This window comes from Roseateles flavus (assembly GCF_039872765.1).
GTDB classification, from domain to species: Bacteria; Pseudomonadota; Gammaproteobacteria; order Burkholderiales; family Burkholderiaceae_C; genus Roseateles_B; species Roseateles_B flavus.
Genome location: NZ_JBDPZC010000008.1, coordinates 126,786 through 146,182, shown reverse-complemented (window position 1 = coordinate 146,182; position 19,397 = coordinate 126,786). Strand labels below are relative to the sequence as shown.

General features: G+C 71.7%; 16 protein-coding genes. 6 read left to right on the top strand and 10 right to left on the bottom strand.

The window, feature by feature from the left end; translation table 11 throughout:
- Positions 1 to 8 precede the first annotated feature (8 nt).
- Positions 9 to 1,382 (top strand): sigma-54-dependent transcriptional regulator, encoded by a 1,374-nt coding sequence (locus tag ABDJ40_RS17355; protein WP_347611627.1) that lies wholly within the window; start codon positions 9 to 11, stop codon positions 1,380 to 1,382.
- Positions 1,383 to 1,398: 16 nt separating this feature from the next.
- On the opposite strand, the gene ABDJ40_RS17350 is transcribed toward ABDJ40_RS17355, so the two are convergent.
- Positions 1,399 to 1,917: a hypothetical protein gene (locus tag ABDJ40_RS17350; RefSeq protein WP_347611626.1), complete on the bottom strand. Its 519-nt coding sequence runs from the start codon at positions 1,915 to 1,917 to the stop codon at positions 1,399 to 1,401.
- 116 nt (positions 1,918 to 2,033) lie between these two features.
- On the opposite strand from ABDJ40_RS17350, the gene ABDJ40_RS17345 reads away from it, so the two are divergent.
- The 3 genes from ABDJ40_RS17345 to ABDJ40_RS17335 all read left to right on the top strand — a co-directional run bounded on the left by ABDJ40_RS17345 (position 2,034) and on the right by ABDJ40_RS17335 (position 4,950).
- Complete coding sequence (locus tag ABDJ40_RS17345; protein ID WP_347611625.1) at positions 2,034 to 2,738, top strand: winged helix-turn-helix domain-containing protein; 705 nt, start codon at positions 2,034 to 2,036, stop codon at positions 2,736 to 2,738.
- 126 nt (positions 2,739 to 2,864) lie between these two features.
- A complete protein-coding gene (locus tag ABDJ40_RS17340) occupies positions 2,865 to 4,208 on the top strand; it encodes an ATP-binding protein (RefSeq protein ID WP_347611624.1) in 1,344 nt (447 codons plus the stop codon).
- A 43-nt stretch (positions 4,209 to 4,251) separates the two neighbouring features.
- Positions 4,252 to 4,950 (top strand): YciI family protein, encoded by a 699-nt coding sequence (locus ABDJ40_RS17335; protein WP_347611623.1) that lies wholly within the window; start codon positions 4,252 to 4,254, stop codon positions 4,948 to 4,950.
- A gap of 4 nt (positions 4,951 to 4,954) precedes the next feature.
- Here the strand turns inward: ABDJ40_RS17335 and ABDJ40_RS17330 are convergent, their stop codons facing one another.
- Both ABDJ40_RS17330 and purB read right to left on the bottom strand, forming a co-directional pair.
- Positions 4,955 to 6,154: an MFS transporter gene (locus ABDJ40_RS17330; RefSeq protein ID WP_347611622.1), complete on the bottom strand. Its 1,200-nt coding sequence runs from the start codon at positions 6,152 to 6,154 to the stop codon at positions 4,955 to 4,957.
- A gap of 31 nt (positions 6,155 to 6,185) precedes the next feature.
- Positions 6,186 to 7,553, bottom strand: coding sequence for an adenylosuccinate lyase (purB, locus tag ABDJ40_RS17325; protein ID WP_347611621.1), 1,368 nt, complete (start codon positions 7,551 to 7,553; stop codon positions 6,186 to 6,188).
- Between the two features lie 182 nt (positions 7,554 to 7,735).
- Between purB and ABDJ40_RS17320 the strand changes: the two genes are divergently transcribed.
- Complete coding sequence (locus ABDJ40_RS17320) at positions 7,736 to 10,459, top strand: polysaccharide deacetylase family protein (protein WP_347611620.1); 2,724 nt, start codon at positions 7,736 to 7,738, stop codon at positions 10,457 to 10,459.
- A gap of 88 nt (positions 10,460 to 10,547) precedes the next feature.
- Here ABDJ40_RS17320 and ABDJ40_RS17315 read toward each other — a convergent pair whose 3' ends face one another.
- A complete protein-coding gene (locus tag ABDJ40_RS17315) occupies positions 10,548 to 12,203 on the bottom strand; it encodes a hypothetical protein (RefSeq protein ID WP_347611619.1) in 1,656 nt (551 codons plus the stop codon).
- A gap of 225 nt (positions 12,204 to 12,428) precedes the next feature.
- Here ABDJ40_RS17315 and ABDJ40_RS17310 point away from each other — a divergent pair, with 225 nt between their 5' ends.
- Positions 12,429 to 12,941, top strand: coding sequence for a hypothetical protein (locus ABDJ40_RS17310; protein WP_347611618.1), 513 nt, complete (start codon positions 12,429 to 12,431; stop codon positions 12,939 to 12,941).
- Positions 12,942 to 12,947: 6 nt separating this feature from the next.
- Here ABDJ40_RS17310 and ABDJ40_RS17305 read toward each other — a convergent pair whose 3' ends face one another.
- The 6 genes from ABDJ40_RS17305 to ABDJ40_RS17280 form a co-directional block, all read right to left on the bottom strand.
- Positions 12,948 to 13,844, bottom strand: a complete 897-nt coding sequence (locus ABDJ40_RS17305) for an alpha/beta hydrolase (RefSeq protein ID WP_347611617.1) — start codon at positions 13,842 to 13,844, stop codon at positions 12,948 to 12,950.
- 163 nt (positions 13,845 to 14,007) lie between these two features.
- Complete coding sequence (locus ABDJ40_RS17300) at positions 14,008 to 15,909, bottom strand: M56 family metallopeptidase (protein ID WP_347611616.1); 1,902 nt, start codon at positions 15,907 to 15,909, stop codon at positions 14,008 to 14,010.
- The gene (locus ABDJ40_RS17295) at positions 15,906 to 16,310 is read right to left on the bottom strand and encodes a BlaI/MecI/CopY family transcriptional regulator (RefSeq protein ID WP_347611615.1); all 405 of its coding nucleotides are present in this window, start codon (positions 16,308 to 16,310) and stop codon (positions 15,906 to 15,908) included. Before ABDJ40_RS17295 ends, ABDJ40_RS17300 begins: the two co-directional genes overlap by 4 nt.
- 41 nt (positions 16,311 to 16,351) lie before the next feature.
- Positions 16,352 to 16,903: a GNAT family N-acetyltransferase gene (locus ABDJ40_RS17290; protein ID WP_347611614.1), complete on the bottom strand. Its 552-nt coding sequence runs from the start codon at positions 16,901 to 16,903 to the stop codon at positions 16,352 to 16,354.
- A gap of 23 nt (positions 16,904 to 16,926) precedes the next feature.
- The gene (locus ABDJ40_RS17285) at positions 16,927 to 17,970 is read right to left on the bottom strand and encodes a M48 family metallopeptidase (RefSeq protein WP_347611613.1); all 1,044 of its coding nucleotides are present in this window, start codon (positions 17,968 to 17,970) and stop codon (positions 16,927 to 16,929) included.
- Positions 17,971 to 17,974: 4 nt separating this feature from the next.
- The gene (locus ABDJ40_RS17280; protein WP_347611612.1) at positions 17,975 to 19,195 is read right to left on the bottom strand and encodes a YjgN family protein; all 1,221 of its coding nucleotides are present in this window, start codon (positions 19,193 to 19,195) and stop codon (positions 17,975 to 17,977) included.
- Positions 19,196 to 19,397: the final 202 nt, after the last annotated feature.

The following is a 19,397-nucleotide window of genomic DNA, read 5'->3' as shown; positions in this document are numbered from 1 at the left end:
ATGCCCTCATGAGCCTGCCGCCCCACCCCGAGCTGTCCGTCCTGCTGGTCGAGGACGATCTGCACATGCAGCTGGGCTGCGTCCAGGCCCTGCAGCTGGCGGGGCTGGCGGCCCGCGCCGTGGCCTCGGTCGAGGAGGCCCGGCCCCTGCTGCACGCAGGCTTTGCCGGCGTGGTCGTCACGGACATGCGCCTGCCCGGCGCCGACGGCCTGAGCCTCGTCCGCCACTGCCAGGACATGGACGCCGCCCTGCCCGTCATCATGATCACCGGCCATGGCGACGTCAGCCTGGCGGTGGAGGCCATGCGGGCCGGCGCCTATGACTTCATCCCCAAGCCCTTCTCGCCCGAGCACCTGGTCGAGGTGGTGCGACGCGCCCTGGACAAGCGCCGCCTGACGCTGGAGGTCGCCCAGCTGCGCGAGGCCCTGGCCCGGCGCGACGGCGTGGCCGGCCAGCTGGTGGGGCGCTCGCCACAGATCGAGGCCGTGCGCCAGCTGGTGGCCCGCGTGGCGGAGTCGCGGGTGGACGTGCTGATCCGGGGCGAGACCGGCACCGGCAAGGAGCTGGTCGCCCAGGCCCTGCACGAGCTCTCCGCGCGCCGCGGCGGCCCCTTCGTGGCCCTCAACTGCGGCGGCCTGCCCGAGACCCTGCTGGACAGCGAGCTCTTCGGCCACGAGCCCGGCGCCTTCACCGGCGCGCAGAAGCGGCGCATCGGCAAGATCGAGCATGCCAGCGGCGGCACCCTGTTCCTGGATGAGGTCGAGAGCATGCCCATGGCCGCGCAGATCAAGCTGCTGCGCGTGCTGCAGGAGCGCCAGATCGAGCGCCTGGGCTCCAACCAGCCCCTGCCCGTGGACTGCCGCGTGGTGGCCGCGAGCAAGGACGACCTGCTGGAGAAGTCCCGCCAGGGCAGCTTCCGCAGCGACCTCTACTACCGCCTCAACGTGGTGACCATCGACCTCCCGCCCCTGCGCGAGCGGCGCGAGGACATCCCCCTGCTGCTGGAGCACTTCCTGCTGCTGGCGGCCAGCCGCTACGGCCTGGCCGTGCCCACGGTCAGCGTCACCCAGCTGCGCACCCTCACCGCCCACCACTGGCCCGGCAATGTGCGCGAGCTGCGCAATGTGGCCGACTGCCTGGTGCTGGGCGTGCGCAGCGATGTGCTGGGCGACGTGCAGAACGAGGCCAACGCGGACGCGCCGGCGCCCCAGGCCCTCTCGCTGGCCGAGACGGTGGAGGACTTCGAGAAGCGCCTCATCCGCGAGGCCCTGCAGCGCCACGGCGGCAACATCGCACGCAGCGCCCAGGCCCTGCGCACGCCCAAGACCACGCTGGCGGACAAGATCCGCAAGTACGGCCTGAATGCCGGCGAGGGCAGCTGAGGGCGGCCCCGACGCTTCAGTCGCTCACCCAGACATGCCGCCATCCGGCGGACGTGGGGCAGAACACGGCGGCGGCTGATTCCGGACTTTCCAGGCGCAGGCCGTCGGCCGCACAGGCCAGGGGACTCTGCTCGCCGGGCTCCATTCCCTCACCCAGGGCTGGCGTGCGCAGATAGCGTCCTGCGGGTGCCGTGCTCAGCACGGGCAGGCGGTCCCCGCGGGACGGCCGCAGCAGCACCTCCAGCTGCCAGGAGGACGCATGCGGCTGCGCCAGCACCAGCTCCATGGCGGCCCCGTCGCGGCTTGGGAGGACCACGGCCACGGCGGTCTTCCCGCCCCATCGGCCCCTGAGCACCCCGGGGCAGGCATCCTTTGCATCGGGATAGTCCCCGGCAGACGGCAAACGGTACTGCGGCGCCTGCGCAGCCACGCTGGCCTGCAGCGAGCGGGGCAGCTGCGAGCGGCATGGATCGGCTTGTGCGGCACCTGCCAGCGCCAGCCCCAGCCAGACCAGCCCTTGAAGCTTTTGCTTCATACCCTTCATCCTCCCTGGACCTGCCGGGTCGGCAGTGCCCGGATTGTGGGAGACCGGGGTGGCCCATGCCCATCGTCACCCCTGCGGACGGGCGCTGTTCCGTACACTGCGGCCCCATGGACCCCGCACGCATCCTCCTCGTGGAAGACGACGACCGCCTGGCCGCGCTGGTGGCCGAGGCGCTGCGCAAGGCCGGCTATGCCGTCGACTGCTGTGGCGACGGCGCAGAGGGCGAAGCGCGGCTGCGCGCCGAAGCCTACGACGTCGTGCTGCTGGACGGCCACCTGCCCGGCAAGGACGGCTTCGATGTGCTGCGCGACGTGCGCCGCGACTTCAAGGGCCGCATCGTCATGCTGACCGCCCGCGACGACGACATCGACCAGGTCCTGGGCCTGGAAGGCGGGGCCGACGACTACATCACCAAGCCCGTCGCCCCCCGCGTGCTGCTGGCGCGGCTCAAGGCCCTGCTGCGCCGCGACGCGCCGGCCGCGCCCAGCGAGGCCGGCCCGGCCGAGGCGGGAGACGAGATGGACTTCGGCCCCGTGCAGATCCGCCCGGCCGCGCGCGAACTGCGCGTGCAGGGCGAGGCCGTGGAGCTGACCACGGCCGAGTACGAGCTGCTGCTCTTCCTGGCGCGCCGTGCGGGCCAGGTCGTCTCGCGCGAGGACATCATGCAAGGCCTGCGCGGCCTGGAGTTCGACGGCCTGGACCGCGCCATCGACGCCCGCGTCTCGCGCCTGCGCCGCAAGCTGGGCGACGATGCGCATGCGCCGGAGCGCATCAAGACGGTCCGCGGCCAGGGCTATCTCTTTGTCCCGTGATCCACCCACCCCCTACCGGCTTCGCCGGCCCCCTCAAGGGGGCGCGCCCGTAGGACCGGCAAAGCCGGATCCTCGGGCGCCGCTGGGCTGACCTGAGCGACTCACCCGCCTGTTCACTCAATTCGAATGCTTCGACTGCCACGACTCGGTTTCAAGCCCTCGCCCCTGGCACGCATCGCGCTGGGCCTGGGCCTGGCGGTGCTGACGCTGATGCTGATGGCCCAGGGCCTCGTGGCGGTGGCCGTCGACCATTTCACGGCGGACTACGTCAAGCGCTTCATGCGCGGCACGGTGGACGTGCTGGTCAATGAGCTGCGCCCCCTGGACCACAAGGCCCGCGAGGCCCGCATCCGCCAGCTGGACCAGACCTTCGCCTATCCCGTCAGCCTGGTGCGCATGCAGGACCTCAGCGGCGCGCGCCAGGAGCAGCTGCTGCGCGGCGAGCTGGTGGTGGCGGGCCTCAACCGGCGGGTCTATGCGCGGCTGGATCCCAAGGGCGATGCCGTGCTGCAGCTGGGCCCGCTCAATGCCGACTGGCAGCCGGGGGAGTCCTGGCAGCTGCCGCGCGAGCTGTGGCTTCAGTTGCTCACGGGCCTGGCCCTGTCCGTCGCGGTGATGGGCCTGGCCTGGTGGCTGCTGCGCCCGGCCTGGCGGGACCTGCGCGAGCTGCAGGCCGCGGCCGACCAGATCAGCGCCGGCCACTTCGACACCCCCCTACCGCGCCCGCGCAGCCGCCTCTTCGCGCCGCTGGCCCATGCCATCCGCTCCACGCTGCAGCGTCTGGCCTCGGCCCTGGCCAGCCAGCGCGAGCTGACCGGTGCGGTCTCGCATGAGCTGCGCACGCCGCTGGCGCGCCTGCGCTTCGCCATCGACGCCCTGATCGACGAGGACGACGCGGCCCGGCGCGAAGCCCAGGTCCAGGCCTGCGAGCGCGACATCGAGGAACTCGAGGGCCTGATCGACGCCAGCCTCATGCTCGCCCGTCTGGACACCGGCGCCCTCAGTGCCAAGCCCGAGCCGGGGGACCTCACCGAGCTGCTGATGCAGGAGTCCGACAGCCTGCGTCCCCTGCTGGACGGCAAGGACCTCAGCCTGGCCCTCAAGCTGCCTGACACCGCCCTGCCCTTCGACGCCCAGATCCTGCCCTATGCCCTGCGCAACGGCCTGCGCAACGCGGCCCGCCATGCCCGCTCGCGCATCTGCCTGCAGGCCTGGCTGGACCAGGAGCAGGTCTGGCTGGCCATCGACGACGACGGCGAGGGCGTGCCCGAGGCCCTGCGCGAGCTGGTCTTCACGCCGTTCAAGCGCCTGGAGCGCCACCGCCGCTCGCGCGGCTTCGGCCTGGGCCTGGCCATCGTGCGGCATGTGGCCGAGAGCCATGGCGGCGAGGCCCTGATGCAGCGAGCGCCCGAGCTGGGCGGCGCCCGCCTGCTGATCCGCTGGCCGCAGCAGATGCCCCCGGGGCGTTGAAGCCGCGGCTATGCTCCCCCCATCCCGCCTCCAGGAGCTCGCCATGCAAAGACGCACCGCGCTGAAAGCCGCCGGCCTGACTGCCTTCACTGCCGCGATGGCCCTGCCCCCGGCCCTTGCGGACGAGGCGCCCACGCCGGTGCCCGTGCCCGGCCGCGACTGGTTCGTCTTCCTGGAGCGCGGCGTGCCCACCCCGCCGGACAAGGAGCGGGTCATGGCCATGCAGAAGGGCCACATCGCCAATTTCGAGCGCCTCTTCGCGGCGGGCAAGCTCTTCGCGGCCGGCCCCATGCGCGACCCGTCCCAGCTCAAGCGCGGCATCGTGGTGGTGCGCGCGCCCGACCTGGACGCGCTGCGCGCCTACTTCACCGAGGACGAGTACGTGGCCCTGGGCCACATGACGCTCAACGCCCAGCCCTGCGTGGTGAAGAAGGCACTGAACACCACCGGCCTGAACCTGAAGAAGATCGTCGAGAACCGCATCGTGATGCTGTCCGGCGCCGCGGCGCTGCGCCCCGAGGAACGCCAGCAGCTCGATGCCGCGCTGCAGGCCCTGGTCGACGAGGGCACGCTGGGCGCCTGGTATGCGATGCAGGCCGGGCCCATCGACCACGTGCTCTTCCGCGCCGGCAATGACGAGGCCCCGCTGCAGGCCGCCCTGGCGCGCCTGCCCGGCCGCACGGACGAGCGCCTGCAGGAGGCCGTCTGGGGCCAGTGGTTCGCGGAAGGCGTGGTGCGCTGAGGGCTCAGGCACGAGGCCGCAGGCGCAGCGCCGCCAGCGCCAGCAGGCTGCACAGCCCGCCCATCGCGAAGGTGCTGCCCGGGCCCAGGCCATCCCACAGCCAGCCGGCCAGGCCGCCCGACACCAGCATGGCCAGGCCGCAGAAGAGGTTGAAGAAGCCATAGGCCGTGCCGCGCAGCGAGGCCGGCGCCACCTCGGCCACCAGGGCGGCCAGCAGGCCCTGGCTCATGCCCAGGTGCACGCCCCACAGGGCCACGCCGCCCAGCACCCAGGGCCAGCCCTGGGCCCTGCCCAGCAGGGCCTGCGAGGCCAGCAGCACGAGCAGGCTCCAGGCCAGCAGCTGCGTCGCCGGCAGGCGGTCGGCCAGCTTGCCGAAGGGGTAGGCGCAGGCGGCATAGACCACGTTCATGGCCACCATCACCAGGGGCACCAGGGCCAGGGGGATGCCCTGCTGCTGGGCGCGCAGGACCAGGAAGGCCTCGCTGAAACGGGCCAGCGTGAAGAGCGCGCCCAGGCCCGCCACCCACCAGAACGCGGCCCCCAGTTGCGCCAGCTGTGCGCGGCTCAGGGGATTGGGCCGAGGAGCGGCCGGCGGCGGTGCCGGCTCCCGCACGCCCACCGCCAGCAGCAGCACGCAGGCCACGGCCGGCAGGCAGGCGACCCAGAACACGGCGCGGAAATCGCCCGCCCACAGCAGCATCAGTGCCGCAGCCAGCAGGGGGCCGAGGAAGGCGCCAACGGTGTCCAGCGACTGGCGCAGGCCGAAGGCCGCACCACGCAGCGCGGGCGGCGCGAGGTCGGCCACCAGCGCATCGCGCGGGGCGCCGCGCAGGCCCTTGCCGATGCGGTCGCTGAGCCGCGCGGTGACCAGCAGGCCGGCGCCCGGGGCCAGCGCGAACAGCGGCTTGCTGAGCGCGCCCAGGCCGTAGCCCAGCAGAGCCAGGGGCTTGCGACGGCCCCAGTGGTCGCTGAGCATGCCGGAGAAGATCTTGACGATCAGCGCCGTGGCCTCGGCCGCCCCCTCGATCAGGCCCACGGCCGTGGCGCTCATCCCCAGGCTGCCCACCATGAACAGAGGCAGCAGGCTGTGGATCATCTCCGAGGAGATGTCCATCAGCAGGCTCACGAAGCCCAGCACCCAGATGGCGCCGGGGATGCGGCGCAGGGTGGCGAAGCGGGCGTTCTCGGCGGCGGGGCGGCTCATGAAGCGGACTTCAGCGCAGCCCCGTCCAGACTCAGATGCGGCGGGCCAGGGACTCGGCCGTGCCGGTGTAGCCGCCCGGCGTCAGTTCGAGCAGGCGGGCCTTCTCGGCCTCGGGCAGCTCCAGGCCGCGGATGAAGTCCTGGATGGACTCGCGGGTGATGGCCTTGCCGCGGGTCAGCTCCTTCAGGCGCTCGTAGGGGTTGGGCAGAGCGTAGCGGCGCATCACGGTCTGGATGGGCTCGGCCAGCACTTCCCAGGCGGCGTCGAGGTCGGCGGCCAGCGCGGCCTCATTGATCTCCAGCTTGTCCAGGCCCTTGAGCAGGGAGTCGTAGCCCAGCAGCGCGTAGCCCAGGCCCACGCCCATATTGCGCAGCACGGTGGAGTCGGTCAGGTCGCGCTGCCAGCGGCTGATGGGCAGCTTCTGGCTCAGGTGGGTCAGCACGGCGTTGGCCAAGCCGAAATTGCCCTCGGCGTTCTCGAAGTCGATGGGGTTGACCTTGTGCGGCATGGTCGAGGACCCGATCTCGCCGGCCTTGGTGCGCTGCTTGAAGTAGCCCAGGGAGACGTAGCCCCAGACGTCGCGCGACCAGTCGATCAGGATGGTGTTGGCGCGGGTCACGGCATCGAACAGCTCGGCCATGTAGTCGTGCGGCTCGATCTGGATGGTGTAGGGGTTGAAGGTGAGGCCCAGCTGCTGCTCGATCACGCGCTGGCTGAAGGCCTCCCAGTCGAAGGCGGGCCAGGCGCTGAGGTGGGCGTTGTAGTTGCCCACGGCGCCGTTCATCTTGGCCAGCAGCTTGACGTCGGCGATGCGGGTGCGCGCATTGCGCAGTCGGGCCACGACGTTGGCGATCTCCTTGCCCACGGTGGTCGGGCTGGCGGTCTGGCCGTGCGTGCGCGAGAGCATGGGCACGGCGGCCAGGGTGTGGGCCATGCCGGTGAGCTTGTCGATGATGCGGTCCAGCGTGGGCAGGATCACGTCCTGGCGGGCGGCCTTGAGCATCAGGCCGTGGCTGGTGTTGTTGATGTCCTCGCTGGTGCAGGCGAAGTGCACGAACTCGCCGGCGGCCTTCAGCTCCGCGTGGCTCTCGAAGCGGGACTTGATCCAGTACTCGACGGCCTTGACGTCGTGGTTGGTGGTCTTCTCGATGTCCTTGATGGCCTGGGCATCGGCCTCGCCGAAGTTCGTCACCAGGGCGCGCAGCAGCTCGCGGGCGCCGGCGGACAGGGGCTTGAACTCGTCAAAACCGGCATCGGACAGGGCGATGAACCACTCGACCTCGACCTGCACACGGCGGTGCATCAGGCCGAACTCGGACAGCAGCGGGCGCAGGCTGCCCATGCGCGAGGCATAGCGGCCGTCCAGGGGAGACAGGGCGGTGAGGGCGGAGAGGTTCATGGCGGGAGCCGGCCGCGAAGCCGGAAAAGAGCGAGGGCAAACCCGCGGATTTTAGCGTTGCGCTCATGCAGGCGTCCGTGGCGTGCGTCGCGCCTGGGCAGGACGGGCTTCGCGCCGGGTCACAATCCGGGCCGCGCCCGGCATCGCTTCGGGCCGCCTGCATCATGAAGAGGGAGTCCGATTTGTCGTCCGTCACCACCCCCTGGCGCCTGAGCCTGCTCGCCGGCCTGCTGCTGACCGCGGGCCTCACGCTGAGCGCCTGCCAGCGCCCCGGCACCCCGAACGCCGGCCCGGCGCTGTCCGCGTCCGCTGCGGCTTCCGCCGCGCAGACCGCGCCCAGCCTCACGGCCAAGGCCGACGCCCTGCTGGCCCTGCACCGTCAGATGGTCGTGCTGATGGAGGGCGAGGCCGCGCTCAAGCCCGCCGAGCGCGAGGCCGTCTCCAGCGTGGGCCTGATGCTCTTCCACGACCTGCAGAAGGGCCAGCGCGCCCTGGTGGAGCAGGCCTTCGCCAAGGACGCCTCGCTGGACGGCCTCGCGCAGCTGCTGGACCGCATCGAGGGCGAACCCAGCTGGTTCGACGCCGACCGCCTGGCCTTCAAGGACCTGCTGCTGCAGCTGCAGCAGCGCCTGGGCGCGAGCCAGAGCATCGCCGGGCTGAAGCTGGCCAAGCGCGCGCAGGAAGACCTGGTCGTGCTGGCCGAGGTGGAGCAGGCCTACGAGCGCGAGCTGCGTGACACCTTCGGCCGCTTCGCCCAGCGCGGCATCGAGCTCAAGCGCGAGAAGTGGACGGACTACGTCGCCAAGCTCAAGACGATCTACAGCCGCGAGCAGATCCTCAAGGACTACGCCACCATCCTGCCCTCGGTGCAGGCCAGGCCCAGCGCGGCCAAGGGCGAGCGCGAACTCTTTGGCCAGCAGCTGCCCGAGAAGACGGTGCTGCTCAGCTTCGACGACGGCCCGCACGGCCGCTACACCGACGAGATCCTGGAGATCCTGCAGCGCTACCAGGCGCCCGCGATTTTTTTCGAGCTGGGGCAGAACCTCGGCAGCGTCGACGCCCAGGGCCAGGTGAAGCCCGGCCCCGGCAGCGACGTCGCGAAGCGCGTGCTCGCCGCCGGCCACCAGCTGGCCAACCACAGCTTCACCCACGGGCTGATGTCCAAGTTCGCGCAGGAGCAGGTGCGTGACGAGGCCGCGCACACCGAGGCCCTGCTGGACAAGGCCGGCCGCAGCGGCCAGGCGCTCTTCCGCTTTCCCTACGGCGCGCGCAACGACCAGGCGCTGGACACCATCGAGGCCCTGAAGCTGCGCTCGATGATGTGGAACATCGATTCGCTGGACTGGTCCGACCCCATCCCGAAGTCCATCGCCGCCCGCGTGATCGGCGAGGTGCAGAAGCAGCAGCGGGGCATCATCCTCTTCCACGACATCCATGCCCGCACCGTCCAGGCCCTGCCCCTGGTGCTGGACCAGCTGGTGGCCGAGGGCTACAAGTTCGCCAGCTGGAAGGACGGTCAGTTCCTCAGCGCCGACCGCAAGCCCATCGAGACGGGCGACACCCAGCTCAGCGGCGCCGCGCTCTACCGCGACAGCCATGCGCTGATCATCGGCATCGACCAGTACCAGCGCTGGCCGCGCCTGCAGCACGCCGGCCGCGACGCGCGCGCCATGCAGGAGACGCTGCAGACCCGCTTCGGCTTCCGCGCCGAGAACGTCAAGCTCCTGCTGGACGGCGAGGCCACGCGGGCCAACATCCTGCGCGCGCTGAACAAGCTCTCGGGCAAGGAGCTCAAGCGCGACGACCGCGTCTTCGTCTTCTTCGCCGGCCATGGCAGCACGCGCAAGCTGCCCAGCGGGCGCGAGGTGGGCTATGTGATCCCGGTCGACGCCGGGCTGGACGACCTGCAGACCGACGCCATCGCCATGCCCCAGCTGCAGGAGCTGGGCGAGGCGCTGCCGGCCAAGCATGCGCTGTTCGTGATCGACGCCTGCTACTCGGGCCTGGGCCTGACGCGCGGCGGCGGCGCCTCGAACAGCAACAACTTCATCCGCGACAACGCCCGCCGCCTGGGCCGCCAGATGATGACGGCCGGCGGCACCGACCAGCAGGTGGCCGACGACGGCCCCGGCGGCCACTCGGTCTTCACCTGGACCCTGCTGCAGGCCCTCGCCGGCAAGGCCGACCTCAACGGCGACGGCCTCATCACCGCCACCGAGCTGGCCGCCTACGTGGCGCCGGCCGTGTCCGCCGTGGCCCACCAGACGCCGGCCTTCGGCAGCCTGCCGGGCTCGGAGGGCGGTGAGTTCGTCTTCGAGCTGGCGGCCGCGCCCGAGCAGGCGCTCAGCGGGGACAGCGGCCAGCTCGACGCCCAGGCCTCGGCCCTGGCCAAGCGCCTGGACGAGGCCAAGACCGCCGCGCAGGCGCCCAGCGCCAAGGCCGTGCAGGTCAAGCTGCAGGGTCTGGACGGCAAGGAGGTCGCCATTGCTGCGCCCACCGCCAAGGTGGACCCGGGCGCCCGCGTGGCGGCACAGCGGGCCAACGACCGCGGCCTGCAGCTCTACAAGGAGCGCCGCTACGAAGAGGCCGAGGCCGCCTTCACCGAGGCCCTCAAGCTGCAGCCCCGCTTCGCGCTGGCAGCCAACAACCTGGGCTTCATCTACTACAAGCGCGGCAAGCCCGTGGAGGCGGCGCGCTGGTACCAGAAGGCCATCGAGATGGACGGCAGCCGCGCGCTGGCCTGGCTGAACCTGGGCGATGCCCAGCTGCAGGCCGGCGACGAGGCCGCGGCCCTGGCCGCCTACAAGAGCTTTGTGGAGCTGGCCCCGCAGCATGCCCGCAGCGCCGAGCTGCGCGCCTGGATCGAGAAGCCCGACGCGGCGCACCGGCCCAAGCCGGCGGCTTGAGACCGCGATTCGGCGAGGGCGGCCGCTGGCTCATCGGCTGAGCCAGCGACGGATCAGATCCATCAGGCCGATCCGGGCGGGGCCGGCGCTACAGCCGCCCTTCCTTCCACAGGATGATCAGCTCGATGGGCCAGAACTCGAAGGGCAGCATCATCACCGCCGGCGTCGAGGGGTGGGTCAGCACAGGGAAGAGCCCGCCGCGCAGGACGCCCGTGGGCACGTGCCGGCGGTACGCCATGAACACCCCGGCGCGCACCGGCCGGCTGCAGAGCACCGGAGGCAGCGCCAGGCCCAGGGAGCGCTCGGTCTCGCCCGTGATCAGGGCCGCCAGTCGGGCCAGCTCGGGATCGGCAGGCACCGTGTCCTTCAGCGCGAAAAGCGCCTGACCGACCTCCCGCAGCGCCTCGGGTCGCGCATCGAAATGGCGGTCCGGCGAATGCACCAGCAGAGCGGGCAGGTCCTCGGTGCCCGGCTCGAACAGCAGCTTGTTGGCCATCACCAGCGCGCCCCAGACGACCTCGCCTTCGGTCAGCAGCAGGCGCTGCCGGACGACAACCTCGTTCAGGCCGTCCGAAGGCCCCATCCAGTCGGGCTTGGGCGCCAGCACCGAGGCCAGGCTGAGATCGCTCATGCGCTGCTGGCGCAGCGCGAAGCTGGCGCGGAGCTTGTCAAGGATCCGCGCCAGTTCCGCCGGATCGGCCGGTTCGGGCGCGGCGGGCACAGGCCCCGGCGCTGAGGGCGGCGATGCCGGCCTGGCGCGGGCGCCCTCCTCGCGATGCTGGTCCCAGCTGTCGCCGTCGGGCCACTGCATGGCGTAGACGCCCCGCCACAGCGCGCCCTGCAGCGATTCCAGCGTGGCAGTCGGCTGGTTGGCGCCCTGGATGACGGGCGTCAGGATCCGCAGCTGCCGGCCGGCCGTCGCAGGCTGGTAGGGGAAGGCCATCTTGAGGGCCAAGGGCGACTCGCCATAGGTCTGCAGCACCAGCATCACGGCATCTTGCTGGCCGTTCGGTCCGTCGAGCCAGCCGTCGTAGGACAGCACCTGCCAGCGCGCGCCGTCAGGATTGCTGCGGAGCTGCTCCGCGCCCTGCTGCACGCTGTCGTCCAGGCTGCCCGACAGGCCCGGCATGCCCATCGCGATGAAGGTCCGCGGCTTGGCGGCGCTCAGCAGCGTCGGCAGCACGGCCCCGCCCTTGGCCATGATCATCTGCCAGGCCGCCAGCTCGCCGACGGCCTGCATGCCCTCCCACCAGTGCACCGGCCCGGCGCGCTCGATGCGCGCGACCGAGCGGTCCAGGTAGTCCGCCGCGGGCATCGGGGTCTCCTGGCCCATCAGGCGGGACTCCACCCAGCCCAGCGGGAAGAAGACCACGTCCTGGTCCGGCGCCCGCGCGAAGAGGCGGGCGAAGGGCTCGTCGGGCAGCGTCTGTCCGTCGGCCAGCACCTGCGGCGCGGCCTCGCGCGGGAACCATTCGATGTAGGCGCCGGTGCGGCGGCGCGCCTGCTCGACCAGGTAGAAGGCGATCAGCGCGCAGAAGTTGCGGCCCGGCTCGCTGTCGAACAGCTGCTCGCGGGTCGGCCGGACCTTCTTGAGGATGGCGTCCATCAGGTGATCCAGCCGGGCCAGGCTGTCCTCGGAATGGTCGAGCCGGGACTGCTGCAGGGCAGTGGGGAAGAGCCAGCCGCCCGGCGGCATCTCCCCACGGGCGTAGGCGTCGAGAAAGCGTTGGGCGGTGTCGTTCATGCCGGGTGGTGCGGAGTCGTCGATCGGTCGGGGCGCCGGGGCCGGGGCCGGGGCCGGGGCCGGGGCCGGGGCCGGGCGGGAGTGTCGCCGAAGCGGGCGCCGCGCCAGCGGCTCGCGGACCACCACCTCTGGGGGGATCCGTGCCTTCGCGCCAGCGTCGGAACGAGCCCCGGGGCCGCGTCCCCGGCACGGCAGAATCTCCCTCCCAACGATGCCTCCGCCTCCATGACCGAAGCCACCGCCCCCACCGCCCCGCCCAAAGGCCGCCGCTGGGCCACGATCACCGCCATCCGCACCCGGACCATGGTGGTGTCCGTCTGCGCCCTGGCCGCCACGCTGTGGCAGGGCTATGCCATCCAGAAGCACAACCGGCTGATGGTGCAACCCATCCTGGACACCGAACTCAACACCGAGCTCGACGGCAGCTGGACGCTGCTGGTGCAGAACAGCGGCCTGGGTCCGGCGCGGGTGACGCGGGCCGACATCCAGGTGGACGGCAAGCCCCAGCCCAGCACGGCCGCTGCCGCCCGCGCCCTGGGGCTGGACCCGGCCTGCATGGGCTCGGGCTCGCTGGTGCACTTCTACCGCGTCAACCAGCGGCAGATGGTGCTGTCCTCGGCGGGGCCGGGTTGCACACTGAAGCCGGACGCGCTGGAGACCCTGCTCAAGCGCCTGTCCATCACGCTGCACTACGAATCGCTGTATGGCGATGCGGCCGTGCACCAGCTGCTGCGCTGAGGCGCCTCAGTGCCGCGGCAGGGCCCAGCGCAGGCCGCGCACCATGGCGCTGGGGAAGGCGGAGAGGTGGTCCTCGTCCGGGATGATCTGGCTCTGCACCTGCACGCCGGGCAGCTGCGCCAGCAGGCGCTCGAAGCGGCGCACATGGCCGACGATGTCGCCATCGGCCTCCCGCCCCGGCCGCGGGCGCCGGCCCGGCGCCGCCTGCTCCTTGGCGCCGGCCAGCAGCAGCACCTGGGCCTTCAGCGGCTGGCGCTTCGCGGCCAGCTGCGCCGCCTCGCGCAGCACGCGCTCCTGGTCGTACCACAGCGACGGGCTGCTGAGGATGTAGCGCTGGAACAGGTCCGTGTGATGCAGCAGCACATGCGCACCGAACAGGCTGCCGTAGGAATGGCCGGCGAAGTAGCGCCGTGAGGGGTCGGCCTGCGGCACATGGATGGCGAGATAGGGCAGCACCTCCTCGCGGATGAAGCGCACATAGGCCTCGGCCTCGCCGTAGCGGGTGCTGCTGTCCTCGGCCTTGGAGGCGCGCTGGCTGGGCGTGTAGTCGCGGTTGCGGCTCACCGTGGCGCTGTCGCCCAGGGCATAGGACAGGCCCACCAGCACCATCTGCTGGGACTGCGGCCCCTCGTGGCCCAGGCGCCGGCTCATCGCGCGGATCACCGGGAAGGCCACCGGCGCGTCGGTGACGAAGAGCAGCGGCAGGCGGGCGCCGGCCTCGCTCTCGGGCGGCAGGCCGATGTAGAGCTCATAGTCCCGCTGCAGCAGGCGCGAGTGCAGACGGTGGACCTCGGTGCGGTCCAGGGCATAGGCGGTGGGTGTGGCCTGGGCACCGACCTCTGGCGGCCAGCTCAGCGGCAGCAGACAGCAGACCATCAGGAAGAGACGGAAGAGCGGGGACATGGAACTCCAGTGCAGCGATCGAAGCGGCATGCAGCAGCCCAGCCCGGGCCTGCCGGGCCGGGCTGCGCGGGTACTGCGGAAGTGGGTGGAGGAGGCGCGGGCCACACAACGGGGCCCGCGCCAGTTGCGGCTCAGCGGCTCAGCGGCTCAGCGGCTCAGCGGCTCAGCGACCCAGCGAGCGGCGGATGGCCGCGGCGTCCTTGAGGCGCTGGGCCGAGCCGTCGGCGTCCAGCAGCACGACGGTGACGGCCTTGCCCGCCTCCTTCATGCGCATGGTCAGGCAGCGGCCCGCCTCCTCGGTGTAGCCGGTCTTGGACAGCAGGATGTCCCAGCCCTTGCGGCCCACCAGGCGGTTGGTGTTGTGGAACTCGCGGGCCTGGCCATTGACCGGGACCCGGGCCTTGGACGCACTGGTGATGGCGTTGATCTCGCTGTAGCGACTGGCCGCGGCGGCGATGCGTGCCATCTCGCTGGCGGTGGAGACGTTCTCCGGCGACAGACCGGTGGGCTCCTGGATCACGGTGCGCTGCAGGCCCAGGCCCTGCAGCTTGCGCCGCACCGCCAGGCGGAAGGCCTCCAGGCCGCCCGGATAGGCCCGGGCCAGCGCCGAGGCTGCGCGGTTCTCCGAGGACAGCAGCGCCAGCTTCAGCGCGGCCTCGCGCGGCAGGCGGCTGCCCACCTTGAGGTGCGAGGCGCTGTGCTTGAGGCGGTCCACGTCTTCATCGGCAATGCGCAACTGCTCCTGCGGGTCCTGGCGCGCATCCAGCACCACCATGGCCGTCACCAGCTTGGTCAGCGAGGCGATGGGCACCGGCTCGTCAGCATCCTTGGCCATCAGCACGCGACCGCTGCCTTCCTCGATCACCACGGCATGCCGGGCGTTGACGGGCAGGCGCCAGCCGGAGGTCGTGGGCCGGGCGGGTGCGGCCAGCACGGCCGTGGGCTGCACAGGCGCGGAAGACGCGGCCTGCAGCACGGCCTGCGCCGCCACCGCCGAGGCGGCGGGCCCCGCGGGCTCCGGCTCGGAGGCGGCGGGCGGCGGCAGGGCCGCCAGCACGGCGGCCTCTGTGCCGGCCTCGCTGCCGGCATTGACCTTGGCCTGCGCCTGGGCCAGCAGGCCGCCCAGGGCCAGCAGCAAGGCGGGCAGGGCCAGCTTCCAGGCCGGCATCAGGCGCTCGCCGGGCTGCAGCAGGCCGCGCACGCGCTGCAGCAGCAGGCCACCGTGCCGGCCACGGGCCGCCTGCACCAGGGGCAGGACGGGCGGCTGCCATTCGCTCAGCTGCTGCAGGGCGCGGGCCAGGTCCCGCGGCTGGGCGAGGGCCTGGGCCGCCAGGGCGTCGGCCACCTGCTCGCGCTCGGCGCGCATGCGCTCGGACAGCCACCACACCACCGGGTGGAAGAAGAGCAGCGCCTCGGCCAGGCTCTGCAGCAGGTTGATGCCGTAGTCCCAGCGCCGCACATGGGCCAGCTCGTGGGCCAGCAGGGCCTCCACCAGGGCCGGGGGCATCTGGCTCAGCAGGCTGCAGGGCAGGATCACCAGGGGCCGCAGCAGGCCCAGGGCCACCGGGCCGCTGACGGCCTCCGACAGCAGCAGCCGCACCGGCCGCCTGAGCCCCAGGCGGCGGGCCAGCAGCTCCAGGCGCAGCTGCCATTCAGCGGGCGCCGGCGTGGCCGCGCGACGCAGGCCGCGCACCCACCACAGGCCACCGGCCAGGCGCAGGCTCATCAGCCCCACGCCGAGGATCCAGACCAGCACCACCTGCGGCATCAGCTCGGTGAGGGCCTGCATCCACAGCAGCTCGCTGCTGAACTCCAGCGCCTGCTCCAGTTCGCCAGGCCCGGCCACCCAGGCCTGCAGGCAGGCGCTCAGGGGCAGGGCCAGGCACCACAGCAGGCCGAGGCCGCAGACCAGGTAGCGGTGCCGCGCGGGCGCCTGGGCCAGCAGGCGCAGGGCCCCGGCGATCAGCACGCCGATCAGCGCGCCCTGCCAGACGAAGTTCAGCAGGGCCCAGCCCAGGGCGGGCAGCCAGGGGAGCGTGTCAAGAAGGTCCAGGAGCTCGCTCATTCCGCGCCCCCCTGCGCCTTGTCCTGGAGCAGGCGGCGGATCTCGTCACGCTCCTTGCGGCTCACATGGCCTTTCAGCGCAGCCATGACCAGGGCCTTGCCCGAGCCGGCGAAGGCCTTGGCGATGAGGTCCTTGAGCAGGCGGGTCTGCAGGGTCTGCTGCGCCTGCGCGGCGGCGTACTGGTGGGGGCGGCAGGATTCATCACGCTCGACCAGGCCCTTGGCGTGCATCAGCTGCAGCTGGCGCAGCACGGTGGCATAGCTGGCCTCGGGGCGCTCGGGGAGCAGGGCTTCGTGCACCTGGCGGGCATCGGCCGCGCCGATGCGCCACAGCACGCGCAGCAGGTCCAGCTCGGCCGGGGTCGGCTTGGGCGTGGAAGGAGGGGGGGACGCTGTCTTCATGCCGACAGCATAGATTTTCTAGAACATACTGTCTAGAACTTTTATTCTAGTGATGAGCCGACGCCTGCCAGACGCCAGTCCTCGCGCGTCATGCCGTAGAACTCGCCGTCCAGGTACTCGCCGCCGGCGAACACCACGCCCCGCATCAGGCCCTCGCAATGGAAGCCGGCCTTCTGCGCGACCCGGGCCGAGGCCACGTTGTCGGGCGAGAGGCTGCAGCACAGGCGGTGCAGGGGCAGGCTGCGGAAGAGGTAGTCCACCAGGGCGCGCGCCGCGGCCGAGCCATAGCCCTTGCCGCGGTCGGCCGGGTCGTAGACCGACCAACCGATCTCGCGGGCCGTGGAATAGCGGTGCGCCAGGAAGTGCACCACATGACCCACCACGCGGTCCTCCTCGTTGACGATCATCAGCCGTTCCATGTCCTCGCTGGAAAAGCCGTTGTCCCGGAAGCGCTGCCACAGCGTGGCCGGCGCGGTGACGCGCCCCGGCGCGAAGGCGCCGCGCCAGGCCGGGTCGGTCGCCGCCCGGATCAGCAGGGGCATGTCGTCCTCGCGGACGTGGCGCAGGGTGATGGCGGGCAGGCGGGGGCTCATGGCGTGGCGGTCTCCAGGCGGAATCAGCGAGGCGTGAAGAAGCGGCGGCGCTCGGCGTCGGCGGGATGGCTGGACAGCAGGCCCAGGTCCCCGGCGAGGTCCCGCCCCTTGTGCAGGGCCTCGAGCTGGTCGAAGAAGCGCAGCATGCCGCTGCCGTCCCGTCCGGTGGCCTGCAGCAGGGCCAGGGCCTCGCGGTCGGCCTCGCGTTCGAAGTCGCGCGAATAGGCCTGCTGGGCCAGCACGCTCGGCGCCAGGGCCAGCAGGCTGGAGAAGTCTCCCACCACCAGGCCGAAGACACCGGCCACCACGCCGCCCTGCACCACCAGGCGCAGGGCGTGGCGGTGCCGCACATGGCCCAGCTCATGGCCGATCACGCCCAGCAGGGCGCTGTCATCGTCCTTCAGCGTCTCCAGCAGTGCATCGGTGATGACCACGGTGCCCCCGGGCAGCGCAAAGGCGTTGGGGCCGATGGACTTGTCCACGGCGCGGAAGACCAGTCGATGCTCCGGCAGGGCGCCGCCGCCGCGCAGGAGCTGCTCCAGGTGCCGGCGCCAGCGCGCCTGCTCGGCCGCATCGAGGCTGCTGGGCTTGAGCCACTGTTCGTCCAGTCCCGCCAGGATCTTGTCGCCCAGCGCCTGCTCGGAGGACTGGGGCAGCAGCAGCGCCGTGCCCTGCCCGGCCAGCGGCGCACCCCAGCGCCACAGGGCGAGCACCACCGCGACCAGACCCAGCAGGGCCACCGCGGTCCAGCGCCAGCTCTGGGCCCAGCGCGCCACCAGGGGGCGCCCCAGCCCGGCCTCGGCAGCCCAGGCGTCCCAGGCCGCGGCATCCTGGGCCCGCAGCAGGCCGCCGTCAGGCAGCTGAGCCTGGCGCTGGCCATGACGGCTCAGCTCGGACCAGCGCACCTGTGCCAGCTCGTAGTGCTCCTGCCGGCCTTCGGAGTCCAGCATGAGGCGCTGGCCCGCGATCCAGACCCTGGCCTCACGGGCCCGGGCCTGGCGGCCGTCGAAATGGCTGACCGCGAGCGTCGAGGCCGCCCCCGGATCCGTCAGGGACTGCGCACTCATGGCCTCACAACCCGACATCGATGCCGAAGAAGTCACCGGCGGCCTCGCCTGCCGCGTCCTTGTCGACCTGCATGGCGGCCTGCATCCATTCGGCAGGGTCTTCACTGCAGTGGATGCTCAGGGACTCCAGGCGCAGCTTCGCCGTGCGCACGGCCGCGAAGGGCCGGTACAGGCCCAGCGTCACGGCCGTCAGCAGCCAGTTCTTCAGGGTCAGCAGGGCCAGGGAGCCAAAGCTCAGCTGACTGTCGAAGCGCAGGGCCTGGGCCTCGGTATGGCCCCAGACGAGGTTCTGGACCCGGGCGGTGAAGTAGGGCGCGGTGATCACGAAGAAGATCAGGTAGCCCAGCATGACACTGCCGATCAACCACGTCATGTTGCCCTTGGACAACCAGCCGCCGAGGAAGATCATCCCGACGATGGCCACCAGAGCCAGCAGCAGCACGCCCAGGGCCTTCAGCGCCATCAGGTAGAAGGTGCCCAGGCCCACCGGCATGCGCGTGCGCTGGCTCGCAAAGGCATAGGCCCCATGCTGGTAGCGCTTGAGGGACCACAGCATCCAGGGGGTCAGCAGGTACCAGACCAGCACGATGGTGCCCATCCACGCCAGGGCAGGCCCCTCCGGCTTGCCGTCGCTCGCCACGAGGTCCTTGGCAAAGAAGGCCTGCACGCCCACCAGGGCGATGGTGGGCACGTAGGTCGGCAGCAGCGTCAGGTAGGCGTCCTTCTTGCTGCCCAGGAATCGAAAGCGCAGGCCGCGCCAGCTGGTGTTGCTCAGCCGGAAGCTCAGGCTGGACTGCCACAGGGCCGGCCAGACCGCGCACAGCACCAGGAAGGCGATGAAGCCGCTGGTCGGCGACATCTGCCCGGCGACAGCGTAGCAGCCCATCAGCACGGCCAGCAGCACGAAGCCGCGGAACATGCGCCAGGGGTCGCCATGGAAGGCCAGGGCCTCGCCGTCGACCAGGGTGTTGGCATAGAAATAGCGCAGGCGCCGGGCCTTGGCATGCGGCAGGTAGAGCCCCAGCGTCACCAGACTCAGCAGCAGGTTGACGATCCAGATCCGGAAATACTCGCTGCCAGAACCGGTGAACTGCAGGCTCAGGCGCCGCGGTTCCGGGGGTCGTGCAACGGAGGGTTCAAGAGGCCGCTCGGTGGGCTGCGCGATCGTCGATTCAAGGGCGACGGACGCCCCGGCTGCTGGCGCAGCCTTGTCGTGTTCTTCCATGGAGGCCCTCCCTGGGCTCGGAAATGTTGTAGAAATGCCGGGCGCCTGCGTGCCCCGGAACGATGCATCGCCCCGGGCCCGGCGACCCGGGCGGGAGTGTCGAGGCGCCGGGCCTCGCTGGCAAGCCGTGCTTTCCTCCCCTTCAGCAATCCCCCATGCGAGGCCCGGATTGCGCCCCCGCTGTCAGCTGAGACGCCGGGCT